Below are 18,003 nucleotides of genomic sequence, written 5' to 3' on the forward strand. Positions count from 1 at the left end.
TATTATGAAGATAATGTTCTGATTAAATTAGAGAAATCTTCCTTGATGTCGTGGCTTTCCTCACGCAGCTGCTCAATCTTTCGGCACGCATGCAGCACGGTGGTATGGTCACGACCGCCAAACGCATCACCAATTTCCGGTAAGCTGTGGTTTGTCAGCTCTTTCGCCAGCGCCATCGCCATCTGGCGCGGACGTGCCACCGATCGGGATCGCCGTTTGGACAGCAGATCGGCGACTTTGATTTTATAGTACTCTGCGACCGTCTTTTGAATATTGTCGATGGTCACCAACTTTTCCTGCAACGCCAACAGATCGCGCAGCGCTTCACGCACGAAATCAATGGTAATGGCGCGGCCGGTAAAATTGGCGTTAGCGATCACGCGATTCAGTGCGCCTTCCAGCTCACGCACGTTAGAGCGCAATCGCTTGGCAATAAAAAAGGCCACTTCACCCGGCAGACGGATATCATTTTCATCCGCTTTTTTCATCAGGATCGCCACGCGCGTTTCCAGCTCCGGCGGTTCGATCGCGACCGTCAATCCCCAGCCAAAGCGCGATTTTAGACGATCTTCTACCCCATTGATCTCTTTCGGATAACGATCGGAAGTCAGGATGATTTGCTGATTGCCTTCCAGCAGCGCATTGAAGGTATGGAAAAACTCCTCCTGAGAGCGCTCTTTGTTGGCAAAAAACTGAATATCATCGATCAACAGGGCATCGACTGAACGGTAATAACGCTTAAATTCTTCAATCGCATTGTTCTGTAAGGCTTTGACCATATCCTGTACAAAGCGTTCAGAATGCATATAGACCACTTTGGCATTTGGCTTGCGCGCAATAATGCCATTACCTACCGCGTGCAGCAGGTGGGTTTTCCCCAAACCGGTGCCGCCATAGAGAAACAAGGGGTTATAGGCTCCGCCGGGGTTGTCAGCGACCTGGCGCGCCGCCGCGCGCGCCAATTGGTTCGACTTACCTTCAACGAAGTTGTCGAACGAATGCTTCGGATTGACGTTGGAACGGTAAGTGTGCTCCGTTTGCGTCGCCGGAGTGTCCCAACTGGGACGCACGGGTGCCTGCCTGACCGGCTGCACCGCCGCCTGAGGGCTGGCTGGCTGGCTGACAGCCACCCCGGCCAGCGGCTTGCTGCCGACTTCAAAACGCAGCAAAGGCGCATCCATACCGCAGAAATCGTTCAGCAGGCCATTGATGTTATTGAGGTACTTGTCTCTTACCCAATCCAGCACAAAACGATTTGGCGCATAGAGCGCCAGCGTGTTGTCGTTCAGTTCCACCTGTAACGGACGTATCCACATGCTGAATTCTGTGGCAGGTAACTCATCCTGCAAACGGGCAAGACACTGCTGCCAAAGCGAAAGTGACACGGCGGACTCCACTCGAACAAGATTAAAATAGAAAAGAATCAGATACGTTATTTAGTGTAATTCATGATTATGACCCGGAAGCTGCAACGGCAGTCTCCTGGGTGCACCGCGCATCTGATGATGTCCATGCGGTTGCCGAGACGATCCCGAAGAAGGATCGTTCACGGGACGGCGGATCATAACCTAATCCTCGGCAGAGATCTTCCCTTTCTGCACAGTTTCGATCCTTTTTATCCACAGGCTATTCTTATCACTCGTGGCCGCCACGTGCCGCACAACGATGACACAGGCTTGCATCATGCGGACGCTTAGCATAACTGAATAGGCATTCACGCTGGAGTGACAGCGATCATGATCCCGCATCAAGGATCGTGTCAGGATCCTTGCGATTTAATGCAGAGTACGTATAATCCTCAGCCCGACGCGTTGATGCTCTTCTGTGCTATTTCGGGCAGAAAATTCCCCAAATTTATTGCGGAAAGGGCTCCATAGGAGTGTGATGCCAATTGACTCGGGACTGTACAATTATTACAATCCCGCCTCTTTATCTTTGATGTATGCGATTGAGGCGTCGGTCAGTGTTCACGCCGGAGCGCCAAACGCGTTTACTGTGAAGTCAATTATCCAAGTTTAGGTAGAAATCGCCATGAAACGCACTTTCCAACCGTCCGTATTGAAGCGTAACCGTAGCCACGGTTTCCGTGCTCGTATGGCCACTAAAAATGGTCGTCAGGTTCTGGCCCGCCGTCGTGCAAAAGGCCGTACTCGTCTGACTGTTTCTAAGTAATAAAAGCTAACCCTCCTAGTGGTTAAGCTCGCTTTTCCCAGGGAGTTACGTTTGTTAACTCCCAGCCATTTCACTTTCGTCTTCCAGCAGCCGCATCGGGCTGGCACGCCGCAAATCACCATCCTCGGCCGCCTGAATTCGCTGGGGCATCCTCGCATCGGTCTCACTGTCGCTAAAAAGCATGTCAAACGGGCGCATGAACGCAATCGGATTAAACGTCTGACGCGGGAAAGCTTTCGTTTACATCAACATACCCTACCTGCGATGGATTTTGTGGTGATCGCCAAAAAAGGGGTAGCCGACATGGATAATCGCGCGTTGACGGAAGCATTGGAAAAATTATGGCAACGGCACTGTCGCTTGGCTCGCGCCTCCTGATCGGGCTGATACGCGGTTATCAGCTCGTTATAAGTCCGTTGTTAGGGCCACATTGCCGTTTTCGCCCAACCTGTTCACAATACGGCATTGAGGCCATACGCAGGTTCGGCATGATAAAAGGCAGTTGGTTGACGCTCAAACGCGTATTAAAATGCCACCCTTTGAACCCTGGTGGTGATGATCCCATACCGCCAAAACCCGACAATAACAGAGAACATTAACGATGGATTCGCAACGCAATCTCCTTCTCATCGCTCTGCTATTCGTAAGCTTTCTGATCTGGCAGACGTGGGAGACGGACAAAAATCCGCCTGCCGCTTCAACGCAAGCCATCCAGCAAGCGACGAACGCAGTCAACGGTGATACCGCCAGCCAGGGCGTGCCTAACAGCGGTCAGGATAAACTGATCACGGTGAAAACCGACGTACTGTCGCTGACTATCAATACGCGCGGCGGCGATATCGAACAAGCCAATCTGCTGGCGTTCCCTGACAAACTGCACTCTGCTACACCATTCCTGTTGCTGGAAACCACGCCGGAATTTGTGTATCAGGCACAGAGTGGATTGACGGGTAAACACGGTCCGGATAATCCGGCAAATGGCGCACGTCCGCTGTTTACTGCCACCCAGGATCACTTTGAACTGGCTGACGGACAGGACGCACTGACCATTCCGTTGACCTACACCAACGCTGACGGCATAACCTTCACCAAAACGTTCGTGCTTAAACGCGGTGACTATGCGCTGAACGTTAGCTACAACGTGAACAACACCAGCGCGCAGCCGTTGGAGTTAACGCTGTTTGGTCAGTTGAAACAGTCTATTGACCTGCCGAAGCACCGCGATACCGGCAGCAGCAACTTTGCACTCCACACCTATCGTGGCGCGGCGTTCTCCTCCAGCGACGATAAGTACAAGAAATACAGCTTTAGCGACATGAAAGAAAACCTGAACGTCACCACCGATGGTGGCTGGGTTGCCATGTTGCAGCAGTATTTTGCTACCGCGTGGATCCCGACTACCGCCGGTGCCAACACCTTCTATACCTCGCAGTTGGGGAACGGTTTGGCCGCCATTGGCTTTAAAGCTACACCGGTAACCGTTGACGCGGGCGCGCAGAAAGACATCAGCGCAGTACTGTGGGTTGGCCCGGAAATTCAGGACAAGATGGCGGCCGTTGCACCGCATCTGGACCTGTCAGTGGATTACGGTTGGTTGTGGTTTATCTCCCAACCGTTGTTCAAACTGCTGAAATTCCTGCACGGCTTCATCGGTAACTGGGGCTTCTCCATCATCGCCATCACCTTTATCGTGCGCGGCATCATGTACCCGCTGACCAAGGCGCAGTACACCTCGATGGCGAAAATGCGTATGCTGCAACCGAAAATGCAAGCCATGCGCGAGCGTATCGGTGATGACAAGCAGCGCATGAGCCAAGAGATGATGGCGCTGTACAAGGCGGAGAAAGTGAACCCGCTGGGCTGCTGCTTCCCGCTGCTGATCCAGATGCCTATCTTCCTGGCGTTGTACTACATGCTGATGAGCTCGGTTGAGCTGCGCCATGCGCCGTTCATCCTGTGGATCACTGACCTGTCTGCGCAAGACCCTTACTACATCCTGCCGATCCTGATGGGTATCACGATGTTCTTCATTCAGAAGATGTCGCCGACCACTGTGACCGACCCGATGCAGCAGAAGATCATGACCTACATGCCGGTTATCTTTACCGTGTTCTTCCTGTGGTTCCCATCAGGTCTGGTGCTGTACTATATCGTCAGCAACCTGGTCACCATTATCCAGCAGCAGTTGATTTACCGCGGGCTGGAGAAGAAAGGCCTGCACAGACGCGACAAGAAAGAGAAGAAATAAGCGGACTGTACAAGTCTGAGAATAAGGCGGCTATGGCCGCCTTATTTTTTTGTTTAATCGCCACAGAGAAACCATCATGAGCCATACCGATACCATCGTAGCCCAAGCCACGCCCCCCGGACGCGGTGGCGTAGGTATTTTGCGCGTGTCCGGCCAGCAGGCTGCCGACGTGGCGCGTGCCGTGCTGGGTAAATTACCCAAACCGCGCCATGCGGATTATTTGCAGTTTCGCGATGCCGACGGCAACTCGCTGGATCAGGGTATTGCCATCTGGTTTCCTGGCCCCAACTCCTTTACTGGCGAGGACGTGTTGGAGCTGCAAGGGCATGGCGGCCCGGTTATTCTTGATTTGCTGATGCAGCGCATTCTGGCACTGCCCGGCCTGCGCATTGCCCGCCCCGGCGAGTTCTCCGAGCGCGCATTTCTCAATGACAAGCTCGATCTGGCACAGGCAGAAGCTATCGCAGACCTGATCGATGCCAGCTCTGAACAAGCGGCACGTTCTGCGCTGAACTCCTTGCAAGGCGCCTTCTCTACCCGCATTCACCGACTGGTGGAAGCGCTGATTCACCTGCGCATCTACGTCGAGGCCGCCATTGATTTTCCTGATGAAGAGATCGATTTCCTCTCTGACGGCAAGATTGAGGCGAAACTCAATGGCGTGATGGCCGATCTGGCGGATGTTCAGGCCGAGGCGCATCAAGGCAGCCTGCTGCGTGAAGGCATGAAGGTGGTGATTGCGGGTCGCCCCAATGCGGGCAAATCGAGCCTGCTTAACGCACTGGCCGGGCGTGAGGCGGCAATCGTGACCGCTATCGCTGGCACCACGCGCGACGTACTGCGCGAGCATATCCATATCGACGGCATGCCGCTGCATATCATCGACACTGCCGGGCTACGCGATGCCAGCGACGAAGTGGAACGCATCGGCATTGAACGCGCCTGGCAAGAGATTGAACAGGCGGATCGCGTGCTGTTTATGGTCGATAGCACCACCACTGACGCCACCTCGCCTGCCGAAATCTGGCCAGAGTTTATGGCACGCCTGCCCGCCACACTGCCGATTACCGTGGTGCGCAATAAAGCCGACATTACTGGAGAACCACAAGGCATTGAAGAGGTAAACACTTACTCACTCATTCGCCTGTCCGCCAAAACCGGTGATGGTGTCGATATCCTGCGTAACCATCTAAAACAGAGCATGGGCTTTACCAGCAAGACCGAAGGTGGCTTCCTGGCACGACGCCGCCACCTGCAAGCGCTGGAAACCGCCGCACAGCATCTGGAACAAGGCAAAGAACAGTTAGTGAGCGCTTACGCTGGCGAACTGCTGGCAGAAGAGCTGCGGCTGGCACAACAGGCACTGAGTGAGATAACCGGGGAATTTACATCCGATGACTTGTTGGGACGGATTTTCTCGAGTTTTTGTATTGGGAAGTAGTTGCCCTACACGCACGGAAAGGCACCCATCAGGTGCCTATTCCCACCCGGTAATCAATCGCCTTGACCTGCCTGCCTTTAACAATCGCATCGCCAGTTTAACCAGCAAACAAACAGCCTGGTAGAATCTGCGTGATGCTTAACCACAATCCGCCTTCTGATATCCGGATTATCCGGCAACAAATTGTCGAAGAAATTATAAACGTCATCACCTTGATAAGGCTGGTGGTGTAGGGGTATCGAGAAGCAGGTAAAACAAGGCCTACACGCTATAGACGTTAATCTCGTAATTACCTGCTATAGCGTATATCTGCAATGGCTTTGTTGAATAATAGGAAATCGTGCTGTTTTACTATGCCCATTTTGGTAGAAAATGCTTATCACCTCAGGCATTCCGTTTTCTCATGATGCTTAACTGCATGATTTTACGTTGCTGGAAACAATCGTTTTACTGGGCTGGTAGCATAAAATCTGTTTATTCAACAAAGCCATCTGCAATATGAGGCCAACGCCACGATGCACTTTCCCCACCTCAGCCTCAAAAACCGAGAACCTAAATGCTAAAAGTAATTGCTGAAGATTTTATCAAGCCAGAGGCGATTGAAACCGTCCTCCCGCTGTATCGTGAGTTGGTTGAGACCACCAAGAAAGAGCCGCGGTGCATTGCCTACGATCTGTATATCGACGAAAAAGACATCGGGCACTTCATCTTCATCGAAGAGTGGCCGGACCGTGCGGCGCTGGATGAGCACTGCGCCAGCGAACACTTCAAACGTCTGGTGCCGATGATCGATCAGCACAAGCGAAAGGATGCGACCTACATATTGGTAATGCCTTCAAATAGTTGGCTTTTGTGATATTCTGCCGCTATTTGAGGTTTCCACGTGGTTACTGTTTTTGTTCATTGCCCTCGCTGCCATTCAGATAAAGTTTATCGACATGGCCTTAGTCCAACTAAGCGCGAACGCTTCCGGTGTCAGTGCTGTCGCCGTGTATTCCAGCTTACCTACCGCTATGAAGCGCGAAAGCCGGGAGTCAAAGAGCAGATCGTTGATATGGCCTTCAACGGTGCCGGTGTTCGCGATACCGCCAGAACGTTGAAAATCGGCATCAATACGGTCATCCGGGCTTTAAAAAGCTCTCGCCCCGCAGGATAACGTCTTCTCCCGTTGCTCACGCCGACGTCGCCCTTATCTGTGAACTTGATGAGCAATGGAGCTTCGTTGGCAGTAAGGCGCTACAGCACTGGCTCTGGTACGCTTACAATACCAAAACGAGCGGTGTTCTGGCCTACACTTTTGGCCCCCGAACCGATGAGACCTGCCGTGAATTGCTGGCTCTGTTGACACCGTTCAACATCGGCATGATTACCAGTGACAACTGGGGCAGCTATGCAAGAGAGGTTCCGAAGCAGAAACATCTGACTGGCAAGATCTTCACGCAACGCATAGAGCGCAATAACCTGACGCTCCGTACCTGCATTAAACGACTGGCGCGTAAAACGATTTGCTTCTCGCGCTCCGTCGAGATCCACGAAAAAGTCATCGGAGCCTTCATCGAAAAACACATGTTCTACTAATTGGAGTCATTACCGAAAACCCTCTGACTAAATAATTTGTATTTATATTCATAATACAGGCTTTTAGGTAAAGTGTAGTGGTCAACTAATATTGGCCACCGCATTAGACTGTATGTAGAACAGTCGCTCAGATTCGTTTGGAGTTAAGCCGCCGTTATACCAGTGAGGCCGGATAGCGCTGTAATACCCCGTGATGTAGCGGATAATCGCGTCCTGGGCTTCGCTGAAGCTGTTGTAACCCTTTGTCGGCACCCATTCTGTCTTCAGGCTGCGGAAGAACCGCTCCATTGGCGCATTATCCCAGCAGTTACCCCGCCGACTCATACTCTGCTTTATCCGGCAGCGCCACAGGGCTTGCCGGTATTGACGGCTGGTATAGTGGCTGCCCTGGTCGCTGTGGAACATGACTCCTGTTGGTTGTCCCCGGAGTTCCCAGGCCATCTGCAACGCTTTAACTGTCAGCGCCGAGTCCGGCGACGTCGACATGGCCCAGCCCACCGGTTTGCGGGCGAACAGATCTAGCACCACCGCAAGGTAAGCCCAGCATTTGCCCGTCCAGATGTAGGTCACATCGCCGCACCAGACCTGATCCGGCGCGGTAACCGCGAACTGGCGGTTGAGATAGTTCGGTATTTCAACGTGTTCATTGCCGCCGCGTTTGTATTTGTGAGCCGGTCGCTGGCAGCTGGCGATACCCAGCTCCTTCATCAGCTTGCCAGCCAGCCAGCGCCCCATTTTGACACCGGAGCTGCCGGTGACGATGGTCGCGATACTTCGAGCGCCGGCAGAGCCGCCGCTGGCGTTCCAGGCTTCCATGACGCGGCTACACTTAACCACGCGCTCACCGTCGGGTTCATTAGCGGAAGCCTGCCAGTGCCTGTAGCTGCTGCGATGTACCTCAAAAGTTTGGCACAACGCCGTGACCGGGTATCGCGCCCTCAGCCTGTCGACTACCGTGAACCGTTGAGTGAGTCCGACATTAAGAGCGCCGTAGCCTTTTTTAGGATTTCGTTCTCCATTTCAAGGCATTGGACTTTTTTCTTCATCTCACGCAGCTCGAGCTGTTCAGGGGTAAGAGGAAGTCCCGTTGGCGTTTTTCCCTGTCGTTCAAGGCGAAGCTTATTGACCCAGCGACTAATGGCTGACATTAACCGCCTCTGCGGCCTTAACGTATGTGTAGCCGTGGTCGACAACCAGCTTTGCGGCTTCGAGCTTAAATTCCGCCGTAAAATGTTTACCCATGAGGTTACCTGTCGTGTTGATGAGGTGAGCATATCACCTCCGCTCAGGTGGCCAGTATCAGTGTGCCACTACACCCCGAGGAACTGTGCGTCACTGGCTTCTGCCAGGCCCATTTTCGGCAGCATCAGAATGCCGACCAGCGTCAGCCAGAATGCGCCGTAAGAGGTGAATGCGGTCACGCCAAAGGTGTTGCCTTTCTTGTATTCCAACAGCCCTGCGATGATCTGGGCGATGCCGCCGTAGAAAATCCCCATGCTGAGAATAATAGAAGAAAGTGGGAAAAAGCCTGCGTTATGCAGGTTAAGAAGAATGGTGGTCATCCCGAAGCCCATCAGTCCTAACGGACCGGGATTCGCCAGCTAGGCTGTGTCCTTTAATCCCATGAGTTATGCTAACTATTTGTTTCTAAATTATTTTTAACTATGGCTCGCTACGACCTTCCCGATGAAGCATGGGCTATCATCCAGCCCTTACTCCCTGCTGAACCAGCAACACCACAGGTCGGACGCCCATGGGCTGAGCATCGCATGATTATCAATGGCATGTTCTGGGGGATGTGCTCTGGTGCCCCATGGCGTGATTTACCTGAGCGATACGGCCCATGGAAAACCGTTTATAACCGCTTTAACCAATGGTCAAAATCGGGAGTCATTAACATTATTTTCAATAAGTTACTTTCATCACTTGATGCCCATGGCCTCGTGGACTGGTCAGCGACTGCGCTGGATGGTAGCAATATCAGGGCGCTGAAATGTGCTGCCGGTGCTCAAAAAAACATCCCGATATCACCGGAGATAATAGGCTGGGTCGCTCTCGAGGTGGCTTTGGCACCAAAATCCATATGGCTACAGACGGAAGTGGTCTTCCGTTAAACATCGTGTTGAGCCCCGGTCAGGCTCATGAATGTCAGTTTGCACTACGTCTTTTGGACGGTATTGGTGTTCAACGCCAGAACGGCAGTATGAAACGCCGTGGTCATGCGGTACTCGCTGACAAGGCGTACTCCGGGCATGTATTACGTAACGTGCTGAAAAAAAGAGGTATAAAAACTGTCATCCCCCGAAAATCCACTGAAAAAATGGCGGTGGATGGTCGTTCAAAGCTCGATCGTGACGCCTACCGCAATCGGAACGTTGTTGAGCGGTGCTTTGGCCGTCTGAAAGAATACCATCGCATTGCGACACGTTACGACAAAACGGCGAGGAATTATCTGGCAATGTTGAAACTGGGCTGCATCCGCCTGTTTTACCAGAGGTTATGTAATTAAGGAACACAGCCTAGTTCGTTTGCATAAATCCTCAGAATACAATAGTGGAGTTGTGTAGCTTGCTCGATGCCGCGTTCTGTCGGTGTTTCCTGATCTCTGGCGAGCTGTCCTTGCTCGTCGTCCCGATAGACCCTTGCTATTTAACTGTGAAAGCGCTGTAACAGTAAAAACAACGCAACGGTGAAATTTTCTAAAAAAATTTTAATTGCGGCGCGGCATAATAGCTGGACGATTGCGCGGATACAACAAGGCGCAAGAGGAATAGTTTGATCATAAAGGGGATCGCCTGCATTTTTTTTTCGCTCCCCCCCTTGAGGAGTAAATTGTTGTCCCCATCTTATTTCCAACCGAAACGGTTTGACCTCTTGTAACGGGATGTGCTGGGAAGCATGTGTTTGCCTGGAACATCAAAGAACACCGTGTGGATGAGGAGACCTCGTGAGGGCAAAAATTGAATAATTGCACCTTGTTGAGTTGAAAATCCCCTTTTCGGCCGCATAGTAGGTTGAACGACCACACCGAATACGACTTTTTAGTGGAGATGTTTAGATGGGTAAAATTATTGGTATCGACCTGGGTACAACCAACTCTTGTGTAGCGATTATGGACGGTACGCAGGTTAAAGTACTGGAAAACAGCGAGGGCGATCGCACCACGCCTTCTATTGTTGCTTATACGCAAGATGGTGAAATTCTGGTTGGCCAGCCCGCTAAACGTCAGGCTGTGACTAACCCGAAAAACACCCTGTTTGCTATCAAGCGTCTGATTGGCCGTCGCTTCAAAGATGAAGAAGTGCAGCGTGATACCAATATCATGCCGTACAACATCGTTGCAGCAGATAACGGTGACGCTTGGTTGGAAGTGAAAGATCAGAAAATGGCACCGCCGCAGATCTCTGCTGAGGTGCTGAAAAAAATGAAGAAAACGGCAGAAGACTACCTCGGTGAAACTATCACTGAAGCGGTTATCACCGTGCCGGCGTATTTTAACGATGCGCAACGTCAGGCAACCAAAGATGCAGGTCGCATCGCGGGTCTGGAAGTAAAACGTATCATCAATGAACCGACAGCGGCTGCGCTGGCGTACGGTCTTGACAAAGAAGTGGGTAACCGCACCATTGCGGTTTACGACCTGGGCGGCGGTACGTTTGATATTTCCATCATCGAAATCGATGAAGTTGACGGCGAAAAAACCTTTGAAGTACTGGCAACCAATGGTGATACCCACCTGGGTGGCGAAGACTTCGACAGCCGTATGATCAACTATCTGGTTGATGAGTTTAAGAAAGAGCAAGGCTTCGACCTGCGCAACGATCCGTTGGCGATGCAGCGCCTGAAAGAAGCAGCAGAAAAAGCGAAAATTGAGCTTTCCTCTGCGCAACAGACCGACGTTAACCTGCCGTACATCACGGCGGATGCTACCGGTCCGAAACACCTGAACATCAAAGTGACTCGCGCCAAGTTGGAGTCGCTGGTAGAAGAGCTGGTGACCCGTTCGCTTGAGCCGCTGAAAGTCGCATTGCAGGATGCCGGGCTGTCCGTTTCTGACGTGCAGGACGTGATTCTGGTGGGTGGTCAAACCCGTATGCCGCTGGTACAGAAGAAAGTGGCTGACTTCTTTGGTAAAGAACCGCGCAAAGACGTTAACCCGGATGAAGCTGTGGCGATCGGTGCTGCGGTGCAGGGCGGTGTGTTGGCTGGTGACGTTAAATACGTGCTGCTGCTGGACGTTACCCCGCTGTCACTGGGTATCGAAACCATGGGTGGCGTAATGACGCCGCTGATTACCAAGAACACCACCATCCCGACCAAACACAGCCAGGTGTTCTCTACAGCGGAAGATAACCAGTCCGCAGTAACCATCCATGTGTTGCAGGGGGAACGTAAACGTGCGCACGACAACAAATCGCTGGGTCAGTTTAACCTGGACGGTATTCAGAACGCACCGCGAGGTATGCCGCAGATCGAAGTGACTTTTGACATCGACGCTGACGGTATCCTGCACGTTTCTGCCAAAGACAAAAACAGCGGCCGCGAGCAGAACATAACCATCAAAGCGTCTTCTGGCTTGAATGAAGATGAAATCCAGAAGATGGTGCGCGATGCGGAAGTGAATGCGGAAGCTGACCGTAAGTTTGAAGAGTTGGTACAGGCGCGTAATCAGGGCGATCACCTGTTGCATAGCACTCGTAAACAGCTGGAAGAGTCTGGCGACAAGCTGGCCGCTAACGATAAAACGGCGATTGAAGATGCCCTGAAAGCGTTGGAAGGCGTATTGAAAGGCGAAGATAAAGCGGAGATCGAAGCGAAGATCCAAACGTTGATCGAAGCGTCTGCCAAACTGCTGGAAGCATCGCAACAGCAGGCACAAGCGGGTGCAGGCAGCAATGCAGATGATGCAGCGCGTAAAGAAGACGACGTTGTAGACGCTGAATTCGAAGAAGTGAAAGACAAAAAATAATCGCCCTTAGGCGGGCGCAACAACGGTGATAAGCCGTTGCTGGCAAACCAGGCACGGGCGTCGAGGAAACTCTGCGCCCGTGCACGCATGTTGAGGGCAGGAAAAAACATGGCGAAGCAAGATTATTACGAAGCGCTAGGCGTTGCCAAAGACGCCGATGAGCGGGAGATCAAAAAGGCCTACAAGCGCCTGGCGATGAAGTTTCACCCGGACCGTAACCCCGGTGATAAAGACGCTGAAGCAAAATTCAAAGAGATCAAAGAAGCTTATGAAATTCTGACGGATGCGCAGAAACGGGCGGCTTACGATCAATACGGCCACGCGGCGTTTGAGCAAGGCGGTATGGGCGGTGGTGGTGCTGGCGGTTTCGGCGGCGCAGATTTTGGCGATATCTTTGGCGACGTATTCGGCGATATTTTCGGCGGTGGACGTCGTCAACGTGCCAGCCGCGGTGCCGATTTACGCTATAACATGGAGTTGACGCTGGAAGAAGCGGTTCGTGGCCTCGCCAAAGAGATCCGCATTCCGACGCTTGAAGAGTGCGACTCCTGTCATGGCAGCGGTGCAAAACCGGGCAGCTCGCTGGTAACCTGCCCAACCTGTCACGGCAATGGCCAGGTGCAGATGCGTCAAGGGTTCTTTACCGTCCAGCAAACCTGTCCGCACTGTCATGGTCGAGGCAAGATCATCAAAGATCCTTGCAACAAGTGTCATGGTCATGGCCGCGTTGAAACCAGCAAAACGCTGTCGGTGAAAATCCCTGCGGGCGTGGATACGGGCGATCGTATCCGCTTGTCCGGTGAAGGTGAGGCCGGGGAGCACGGTGCACCTGCGGGCGATCTGTACGTTCAGGTGCAGGTAAAACCGCATCCTATCTTCCAGCGTGAAGAGAACAATCTCTATTGCGAAGTTCCTATCAACTTTGCGATGGCAGCCATGGGCGGTGAGATTGAAGTGCCGACACTGGATGGCCGTGTGAAATTGAAGGTGCCTGCGGAAACGCAAACCGGAAAATTGTTCCGCATGCGTGGCAAAGGTGTGAAATCGGTACGCGGCGGTGCGCAGGGAGATCTGTTGTGCCGCGTGGTAGTTGAAACGCCAGTGAATCTCAATGAGCGCCAGAAGCAATTGCTGAAAGAGCTGGAAGAGAGCTTTGGTGGGCCTTCCGGAGAGAGAAACAGCCCTCGCTCTAAAAGCTTCTTTGATGGCGTGAAGAAGTTTTTCGATGACCTGACCCGCTAACGTTACAGGTTTAGACAAAAAAACCGGTGATTCATCACCGGTTTTTTTATGTCCATCGTTCCCATCAACATGGCCCTCATCGATTAAATATATATCCCCATGCTTGCTAATGACTTCTTTGAGCCGATATCATTGGATTTTATAGGGAAATAATTAGGGATAAAAATGAGACTTGGAAAAATAGTGTTATTTTCGGCACTAAATAACTGTTCCGAATAGTAGATCACCTGAAGGGAACTCAGTCCGAGTTGAGCGATCTGATCAATCGATAAAGATCCCAAATCATCAACCGGACTGAGCGATGTCGAGCATAGCACCGATACCCCGTAACGAACGACGCCTGATGAAGAAAACTCTCCATAAAACGCGTGACAAGAATCACGCCCGCAGGCTGACCGCCATCCTGATGTTGCACCGGGGCGAGCGCGTGAGCGATGTCGCCAGAATGCTTTGCTGCGCCCGTTCGTCAATCGGCAGATGGATTAACTGGCTCACCCTGTACGGCATTGAAGGCCTCAAATCTCTGCGGCCCGGTCGTGGCCGTCGCTGGCCGTTTGAACAGATCTGCGCACTGTTAATCCAGCTCGTAAAGCGTTCCCCTCATGATTTTGGCTATCAGCGTTCGCGCTGGAGCACGGAACTGCTAGCGATAAAAATCAATGAGATAACCGGTTGCCAGTTGCATGCTTCCACGGTGCGCCGTTGGCGGCCTTCTGCCGGTCTGGTGTGGCGACGCGCAGCTCCTACGCTGCGTATCCGCGACCCGTATAATGAAGAAAAAATGGAGGCCATCGCGATGGCGCTGGAACAATGCAGCGCGGAACATCCCGTCTTTTACGAAGACGAAGTGGATATTCATCTGAATCCCAAAATTGGCGCGGACTGGCAGGTTCGCGGGAAGCAGAAACGCATCGTGACGCCGGGCCAGAACGAGAAATATTATCTGGCGGGTGCATTACACAGCGGGACGGGAAAAGTCAGCGATGTTGGAGGAAGCAGTAAAAGTTCGTGTTTTTTTATCAGTATGTTAGAGCATCTGAGAGCAACGTACAGACGGGCAAAAACGCTCACGCTGATAGTTGATAACTACATTATTCACAAAAGCCGGGAGACGCAGCGCTGGCTGGAAGAAAACCCGAAATTCAGGGTTATTTATCAGCCGGTGTACTCACCATGGGTAAATCATGTAGAGCGGTTATGGCAGGCGTTGCATGAAACCATTACCCGCAATCATCAATGCTGTTCAATGTGGCAGTGACTGAACAAGGTTTGCCGCTTCATGGAAACTGTCAGCCCGTTTCCCAGTGGAAAACATGGACAGGCAAAAGTGTAGCGGTATTAGGAACAGCTATTTAGTAGCCTGCTATGCAAATGTTCAGGCCGCCGGATTTAACTGTTCGCTCGAAAACCTCAATGAAACCGAAAAAACAATATGCAGTACGCCCGCGCTGAGTGGTATCGACTCCATCGCGAATAGGCGCTACACCATCGCGATGGAGAATAGCATTGCTAAAGGTTCTCTGATGAGGGAGCAACGCGAATGGCTGGCACAAAGAAATGCGTGCGGCACTAACGTTGACTGCATAAAATCTGAATACCAGCAGCAGAGACCCTGTACATGATTCTGTGTAAATGCCTTTCTCAGTAGTGACCGTCCAGGCGGTCACCGAACTCGATAATAAAACGGCTCATTGCCATACGCCAGTCCCGCAGTGGCATCGTCCATTTCTGTTAGGCCGACTGGATTGCCAGCCACACCACCTTTTTCACTGCGTCGTCAGTCGGGAACACCTTGCGTTTTTTAATCGCATGCCGGATCACACTGTTCAGCGATTCGATGGCGTTGGTTGTGTCGATGACTTTGCGGATATCAGCCGGGTAAGCGAAGAACGTTGCCAGATTGCTCCAGTTCGTCTGCCAGCTCCAGCTTATCTGTGGATAGCGGCTGTCCCATGCGCTGGCGAATGCTTCCAGCGCCTGCTGGCCTGCTTCTTCCGTAGCGGCCTGATAGATGGCTTTCAGGTCGCGTGTGACGGCTTTGTAGTCCTTCCAAGAGACGAACCTCAGGCTGTTGCGTACCATGTGCACGATGCTCAGCTGGATGCGGGCTTCCGGATACACCGCGTTGATGACGTCCGGGAAGCCTTTCAGACCGTCGACACAGGCGATGAGGATATCGTTCAGGCCGCGGTTTTTTAGTTCTGTCAGCACATTGAGCCAGAACTTCGCGCCCTCGTTTTCGGCCAGCCACATACCCAGCAGTTCTTTCTAGCCCTCGATGTTGATACCCAGTGCCAGGAACACGGATTTATTGATGACGCGACTGTCCTGCCGGACCTTCAGGATGATACAGTCAAGGTAAACAATGGGATAGACTGCATCCAGTGGACGATTTTGCCATTCAGTAACCTGTTCCATCACGGCGTCGGTGACCTTCGAGACCAGCGCCGGTGAGACATCCGCGTCATACAGCTCTTTGAACGCAGACGCTATCTCGCGGGTGGTCATCCCTCTGGCGTACAGGGACAGGATTTGGTTATCCATCCCGGTGATCCGGGTCTGGTTTTTCTTCACCAGTTGTGGTTCGAAGGAGCCATCACGATCGCGCGGAGTACGTAGTTCCAGAGGGCCATCGCCGGTGGTCACGGTGTTTGTGGAATAGCCGTTGCGGGAGTTGGCCCCCGGTTTGGGCTGATTTTTATCGTAGCCCAGATGGTGGGACATTTCGGCGTTGAGAGCAGCCTCAACGCTGATTTTCTTCAGCAGGCGATCGAATTGGCTGAGATCGTCAGGGGTTTTGAGATTTTTGGCCAGTTCGTTAGCCAGAGCCTGCAACTGTTTTTCGTCCATAAATTAACCTGTTTTTGATGTTGGATTGAACATATCAAAATTAGGCAATTACACAAATTTATGTACAGGGTCGCAGCAGATTCGATATCTTGAAATGGTTCATCAATTTTCTTCTGTGATCTTGACCCACCATCTCCGGACAGTTTTTGTATCTTAAGTTAACGATGCCCGCTGGCGCCGATATTCTCTTGGGGAGTTGTATCCCAGCGCACTGTGCGGATGGTTTTCATTGTAATGATTGAACGCCGCTGCAAGGTTCTTCAGCGCTGTTCGCACATCGGGTTTTGGCATGAAGGCGATGTAATCTTCCTTCATCGTCTTCACGAACCGTTCTGCCATGCCGTTACTCTGTGGACGGCTCACTGCTGTTGTGCAGGGCTCCAGATTCAGTTCTCTGGCGAACTTCCGCGTTTCATGCGCTGTGCACGCTGAACCATTATCCGTCAGCTATTGCACTGGTTTATCCGGCAGCGCGCTACCGAAGCGTTTTTCCACCGACCTCAGCATCACATCCTGCACGGTTGAACTGTCATAACCCCTGGTGCTCGCTGCCCAGTCTATGGCCTCCCGGTCGCAGCAGTCCAGTGCGAACGTCACCCGCAGCTTCTCGCCGTTGTCACAACCGAACTCGAAGCCATCTGAGCACCAGCGCATATCGCTCTCTGCTACCGCGATTTTTCCTTTATGCTCCCGCTTCGGACGTTCAGTTTTATCATGCAACAACAGCAGGTTATGCTCGCTCATTATCCTGTAAAGCCGTTTGGCGTTCACCGGTGGAAGTCCCTCTGCACGACGTTGCTTACGCAGGATACCCCACACTCGGCGGTAACCGTAACTGGGCATGTCGCTGATGATACGGAGGATGTCCGATAATATATCAGCATCAGCTTCGTCATTACGCCGGTTGCTGCGCCTGTCCAGCCAGTCGGCAGAACGGTTAACCCGCAGTGACAGCTGCGCACGAGACACGCTCATGGCGCGGCTGACCAGAGCTATTCCCCGTCCTTTGGCAACAAGGGCGTGTGCGCTATCCATTTTCGCGACTGGCGGTACTCCACTGCTTCTTTGAGGATCTCAACTTCCATCGTCTTCTTACCCAGAAGGCGCTGTAGCTCCCGGACCTGCTTGAGGGCAGTCGCCAGCGCCGAAGCTGGAACCACTTCTTCTCCGGCCGCAACGGCGGTGAGGCTTCCTTCCTGGTATTGCTTCTTCCACTTAAACAAAAGGCTGGGCTGGATGCCATGCAGGCGGGCTACATGGGAGACGTTCATCCCCGGCTCCATTGTCTGCTGAATGATGGCGATTTTCTCTTGCGGAGTTTTACGCTTACGGACTTCTTGCCCTAACAGGATCCCGGTCATTTCAAAATTAGCATGATTGTTAGACATATATCTAAGCCTATCTCTTATCTGGAGATACAGCTACTGTCTGGTGTTACAGGGGGCTACATCACAGAACTTGCCAGAGCGCGATCGTTTTCCTGCCGTTCTAGACTGTGTCCCT

Annotated in this window: 14 protein-coding genes and 5 pseudogenes; 11 read left to right on the plus strand and 8 right to left on the minus strand. The window is 52.3% G+C overall.

What is annotated here, in order from left to right:
* Window positions 1-2: 2 nt before the first annotated feature.
* Window positions 3-1,385: a chromosomal replication initiator protein DnaA gene (dnaA, locus tag ACWWJF_RS14530; protein ID WP_455869830.1), complete on the minus strand. Its 1,383-nt coding sequence runs from the start codon at window positions 1,383-1,385 to the stop codon at window positions 3-5.
* A 183-nt stretch (window positions 1,386-1,568) separates the two neighbouring features.
* Complete coding sequence (locus ACWWJF_RS14535) at window positions 1,569-1,718, minus strand: hypothetical protein (RefSeq protein ID WP_455869831.1); 150 nt, start codon at window positions 1,716-1,718, stop codon at window positions 1,569-1,571.
* Between the two features lie 313 nt (window positions 1,719-2,031).
* Between ACWWJF_RS14535 and rpmH the strand changes: the two genes are divergently transcribed.
* The 5 genes from rpmH to mnmE all read left to right on the plus strand — a co-directional run bounded on the left by rpmH (window position 2,032) and on the right by mnmE (window position 5,861).
* Complete coding sequence (gene rpmH / locus ACWWJF_RS14540) at window positions 2,032-2,172, plus strand: 50S ribosomal protein L34 (protein ID WP_004093983.1); 141 nt, start codon at window positions 2,032-2,034, stop codon at window positions 2,170-2,172.
* Window positions 2,173-2,190: 18 nt separating this feature from the next.
* Complete coding sequence (rnpA, locus tag ACWWJF_RS14545) at window positions 2,191-2,550, plus strand: ribonuclease P protein component (protein ID WP_455869832.1); 360 nt, start codon at window positions 2,191-2,193, stop codon at window positions 2,548-2,550.
* Complete coding sequence (gene yidD, locus ACWWJF_RS14550; protein WP_455869833.1) at window positions 2,514-2,771, plus strand: membrane protein insertion efficiency factor YidD; 258 nt, start codon at window positions 2,514-2,516, stop codon at window positions 2,769-2,771. The genes rnpA and yidD overlap by 37 nt, the downstream gene beginning before the upstream one ends.
* A gap of 2 nt (window positions 2,772-2,773) precedes the next feature.
* Complete coding sequence (gene yidC / locus ACWWJF_RS14555) at window positions 2,774-4,420, plus strand: membrane protein insertase YidC (protein WP_455869834.1); 1,647 nt, start codon at window positions 2,774-2,776, stop codon at window positions 4,418-4,420.
* A gap of 76 nt (window positions 4,421-4,496) precedes the next feature.
* Complete coding sequence (gene mnmE, locus ACWWJF_RS14560) at window positions 4,497-5,861, plus strand: tRNA uridine-5-carboxymethylaminomethyl(34) synthesis GTPase MnmE (protein WP_455869835.1); 1,365 nt, start codon at window positions 4,497-4,499, stop codon at window positions 5,859-5,861.
* Between the two features lie 77 nt (window positions 5,862-5,938).
* On the opposite strand, the gene ACWWJF_RS14565 is transcribed toward mnmE, so the two are convergent.
* Entirely contained in the window at window positions 5,939-6,151 is a 213-nt protein-coding gene (locus tag ACWWJF_RS14565) for a HipA N-terminal domain-containing protein (RefSeq protein WP_455871099.1), read from the minus strand.
* Between the two features lie 266 nt (window positions 6,152-6,417).
* On the opposite strand from ACWWJF_RS14565, the gene ACWWJF_RS14570 reads away from it, so the two are divergent.
* On the plus strand, window positions 6,418-6,717 hold the full coding sequence (locus tag ACWWJF_RS14570; protein WP_455869836.1) for a putative quinol monooxygenase: 300 nt from the start codon (window positions 6,418-6,420) through the stop codon (window positions 6,715-6,717).
* 27 nt (window positions 6,718-6,744) lie between these two features.
* Window positions 6,745-7,439, plus strand: a protein-coding gene (locus ACWWJF_RS14575; protein ID WP_455869837.1) for an IS1 family transposase whose coding sequence is annotated in 2 segments (ribosomal slippage) — window positions 6,745-6,988 and window positions 6,988-7,439 — 696 coding nt in all. Because the reading frame shifts where the segments join, the coding sequence is not laid out codon by codon here.
* An 81-nt stretch (window positions 7,440-7,520) separates the two neighbouring features.
* On the opposite strand, the pseudogene ACWWJF_RS14580 reads toward ACWWJF_RS14575, so the two are convergent.
* Together ACWWJF_RS14580 and ACWWJF_RS14585 are read right to left on the minus strand one after the other, a co-directional pair.
* Window positions 7,521-8,681 (minus strand): annotated as a pseudogene (locus ACWWJF_RS14580) (IS3 family transposase).
* Window positions 8,682-8,752: 71 nt separating this feature from the next.
* Window positions 8,753-9,040 (minus strand): annotated as a pseudogene (locus ACWWJF_RS14585) (acetate uptake transporter); the annotation flags it as partial.
* Between the two features lie 63 nt (window positions 9,041-9,103).
* On the opposite strand from ACWWJF_RS14585, the gene ACWWJF_RS14590 reads away from it, so the two are divergent.
* Window positions 9,104-9,948, plus strand: a protein-coding gene (locus ACWWJF_RS14590; RefSeq protein ID WP_455869838.1) for an IS5 family transposase whose coding sequence is annotated in 2 segments (ribosomal slippage) — window positions 9,104-9,449 and window positions 9,449-9,948 — 846 coding nt in all. Because the reading frame shifts where the segments join, the coding sequence is not laid out codon by codon here.
* Between the two features lie 140 nt (window positions 9,949-10,088).
* On the opposite strand, the gene ACWWJF_RS14595 is transcribed toward ACWWJF_RS14590, so the two are convergent.
* A complete protein-coding gene (locus ACWWJF_RS14595) occupies window positions 10,089-10,295 on the minus strand; it encodes a hypothetical protein (RefSeq protein WP_455869839.1) in 207 nt (68 codons plus the stop codon).
* A 202-nt stretch (window positions 10,296-10,497) separates the two neighbouring features.
* Here ACWWJF_RS14595 and dnaK point away from each other — a divergent pair, with 202 nt between their 5' ends.
* From dnaK to ACWWJF_RS14610, 3 genes and pseudogenes are all read left to right on the plus strand, one after another.
* Window positions 10,498-12,408 carry a molecular chaperone DnaK gene (dnaK, locus tag ACWWJF_RS14600; protein WP_455869840.1) on the plus strand — a complete coding sequence of 637 codons (1,911 nt, stop codon included), beginning with the start codon at window positions 10,498-10,500 and terminating at the stop codon, window positions 12,406-12,408.
* Between the two features lie 108 nt (window positions 12,409-12,516).
* Window positions 12,517-13,650 (plus strand): molecular chaperone DnaJ, encoded by a 1,134-nt coding sequence (gene dnaJ / locus ACWWJF_RS14605; protein WP_455869841.1) that lies wholly within the window; start codon window positions 12,517-12,519, stop codon window positions 13,648-13,650.
* A gap of 301 nt (window positions 13,651-13,951) precedes the next feature.
* Window positions 13,952-14,983, plus strand: a pseudogene (locus ACWWJF_RS14610) (IS630 family transposase).
* A 308-nt stretch (window positions 14,984-15,291) separates the two neighbouring features.
* Here the strand turns inward: ACWWJF_RS14610 and ACWWJF_RS14615 are convergent.
* Both ACWWJF_RS14615 and ACWWJF_RS14620 read right to left on the minus strand, forming a co-directional pair.
* Window positions 15,292-16,500: pseudogene (locus ACWWJF_RS14615) on the minus strand (IS256 family transposase).
* Window positions 16,501-16,653: 153 nt separating this feature from the next.
* Window positions 16,654-17,861, minus strand: a pseudogene (locus ACWWJF_RS14620) (IS3 family transposase).
* Window positions 17,862-18,003: the final 142 nt, after the last annotated feature.

The organism is Symbiopectobacterium sp. Eva_TO (assembly GCF_053848865.1).

Coding starts and splice junctions, on each gene's coding strand:
- yidC (WP_455869834.1), top strand. CDS start 2,774: ATGGATTCGCAACGCAATCTCCTTCTCATCGCTCTGCTATTCGTAAGC.
- dnaK (WP_455869840.1), top strand. CDS start 10,498: ATGGGTAAAATTATTGGTATCGACCTGGGTACAACCAACTCTTGTGTA.
- mnmE (WP_455869835.1), top strand. CDS start 4,497: ATGAGCCATACCGATACCATCGTAGCCCAAGCCACGCCCCCCGGACGC.
- ACWWJF_RS14570 (WP_455869836.1), top strand. CDS start 6,418: ATGCTAAAAGTAATTGCTGAAGATTTTATCAAGCCAGAGGCGATTGAA.
- yidD (WP_455869833.1), top strand. CDS start 2,514: ATGGCAACGGCACTGTCGCTTGGCTCGCGCCTCCTGATCGGGCTGATA.
- dnaJ (WP_455869841.1), top strand. CDS start 12,517: ATGGCGAAGCAAGATTATTACGAAGCGCTAGGCGTTGCCAAAGACGCC.
- rpmH (WP_004093983.1), top strand. CDS start 2,032: ATGAAACGCACTTTCCAACCGTCCGTATTGAAGCGTAACCGTAGCCAC.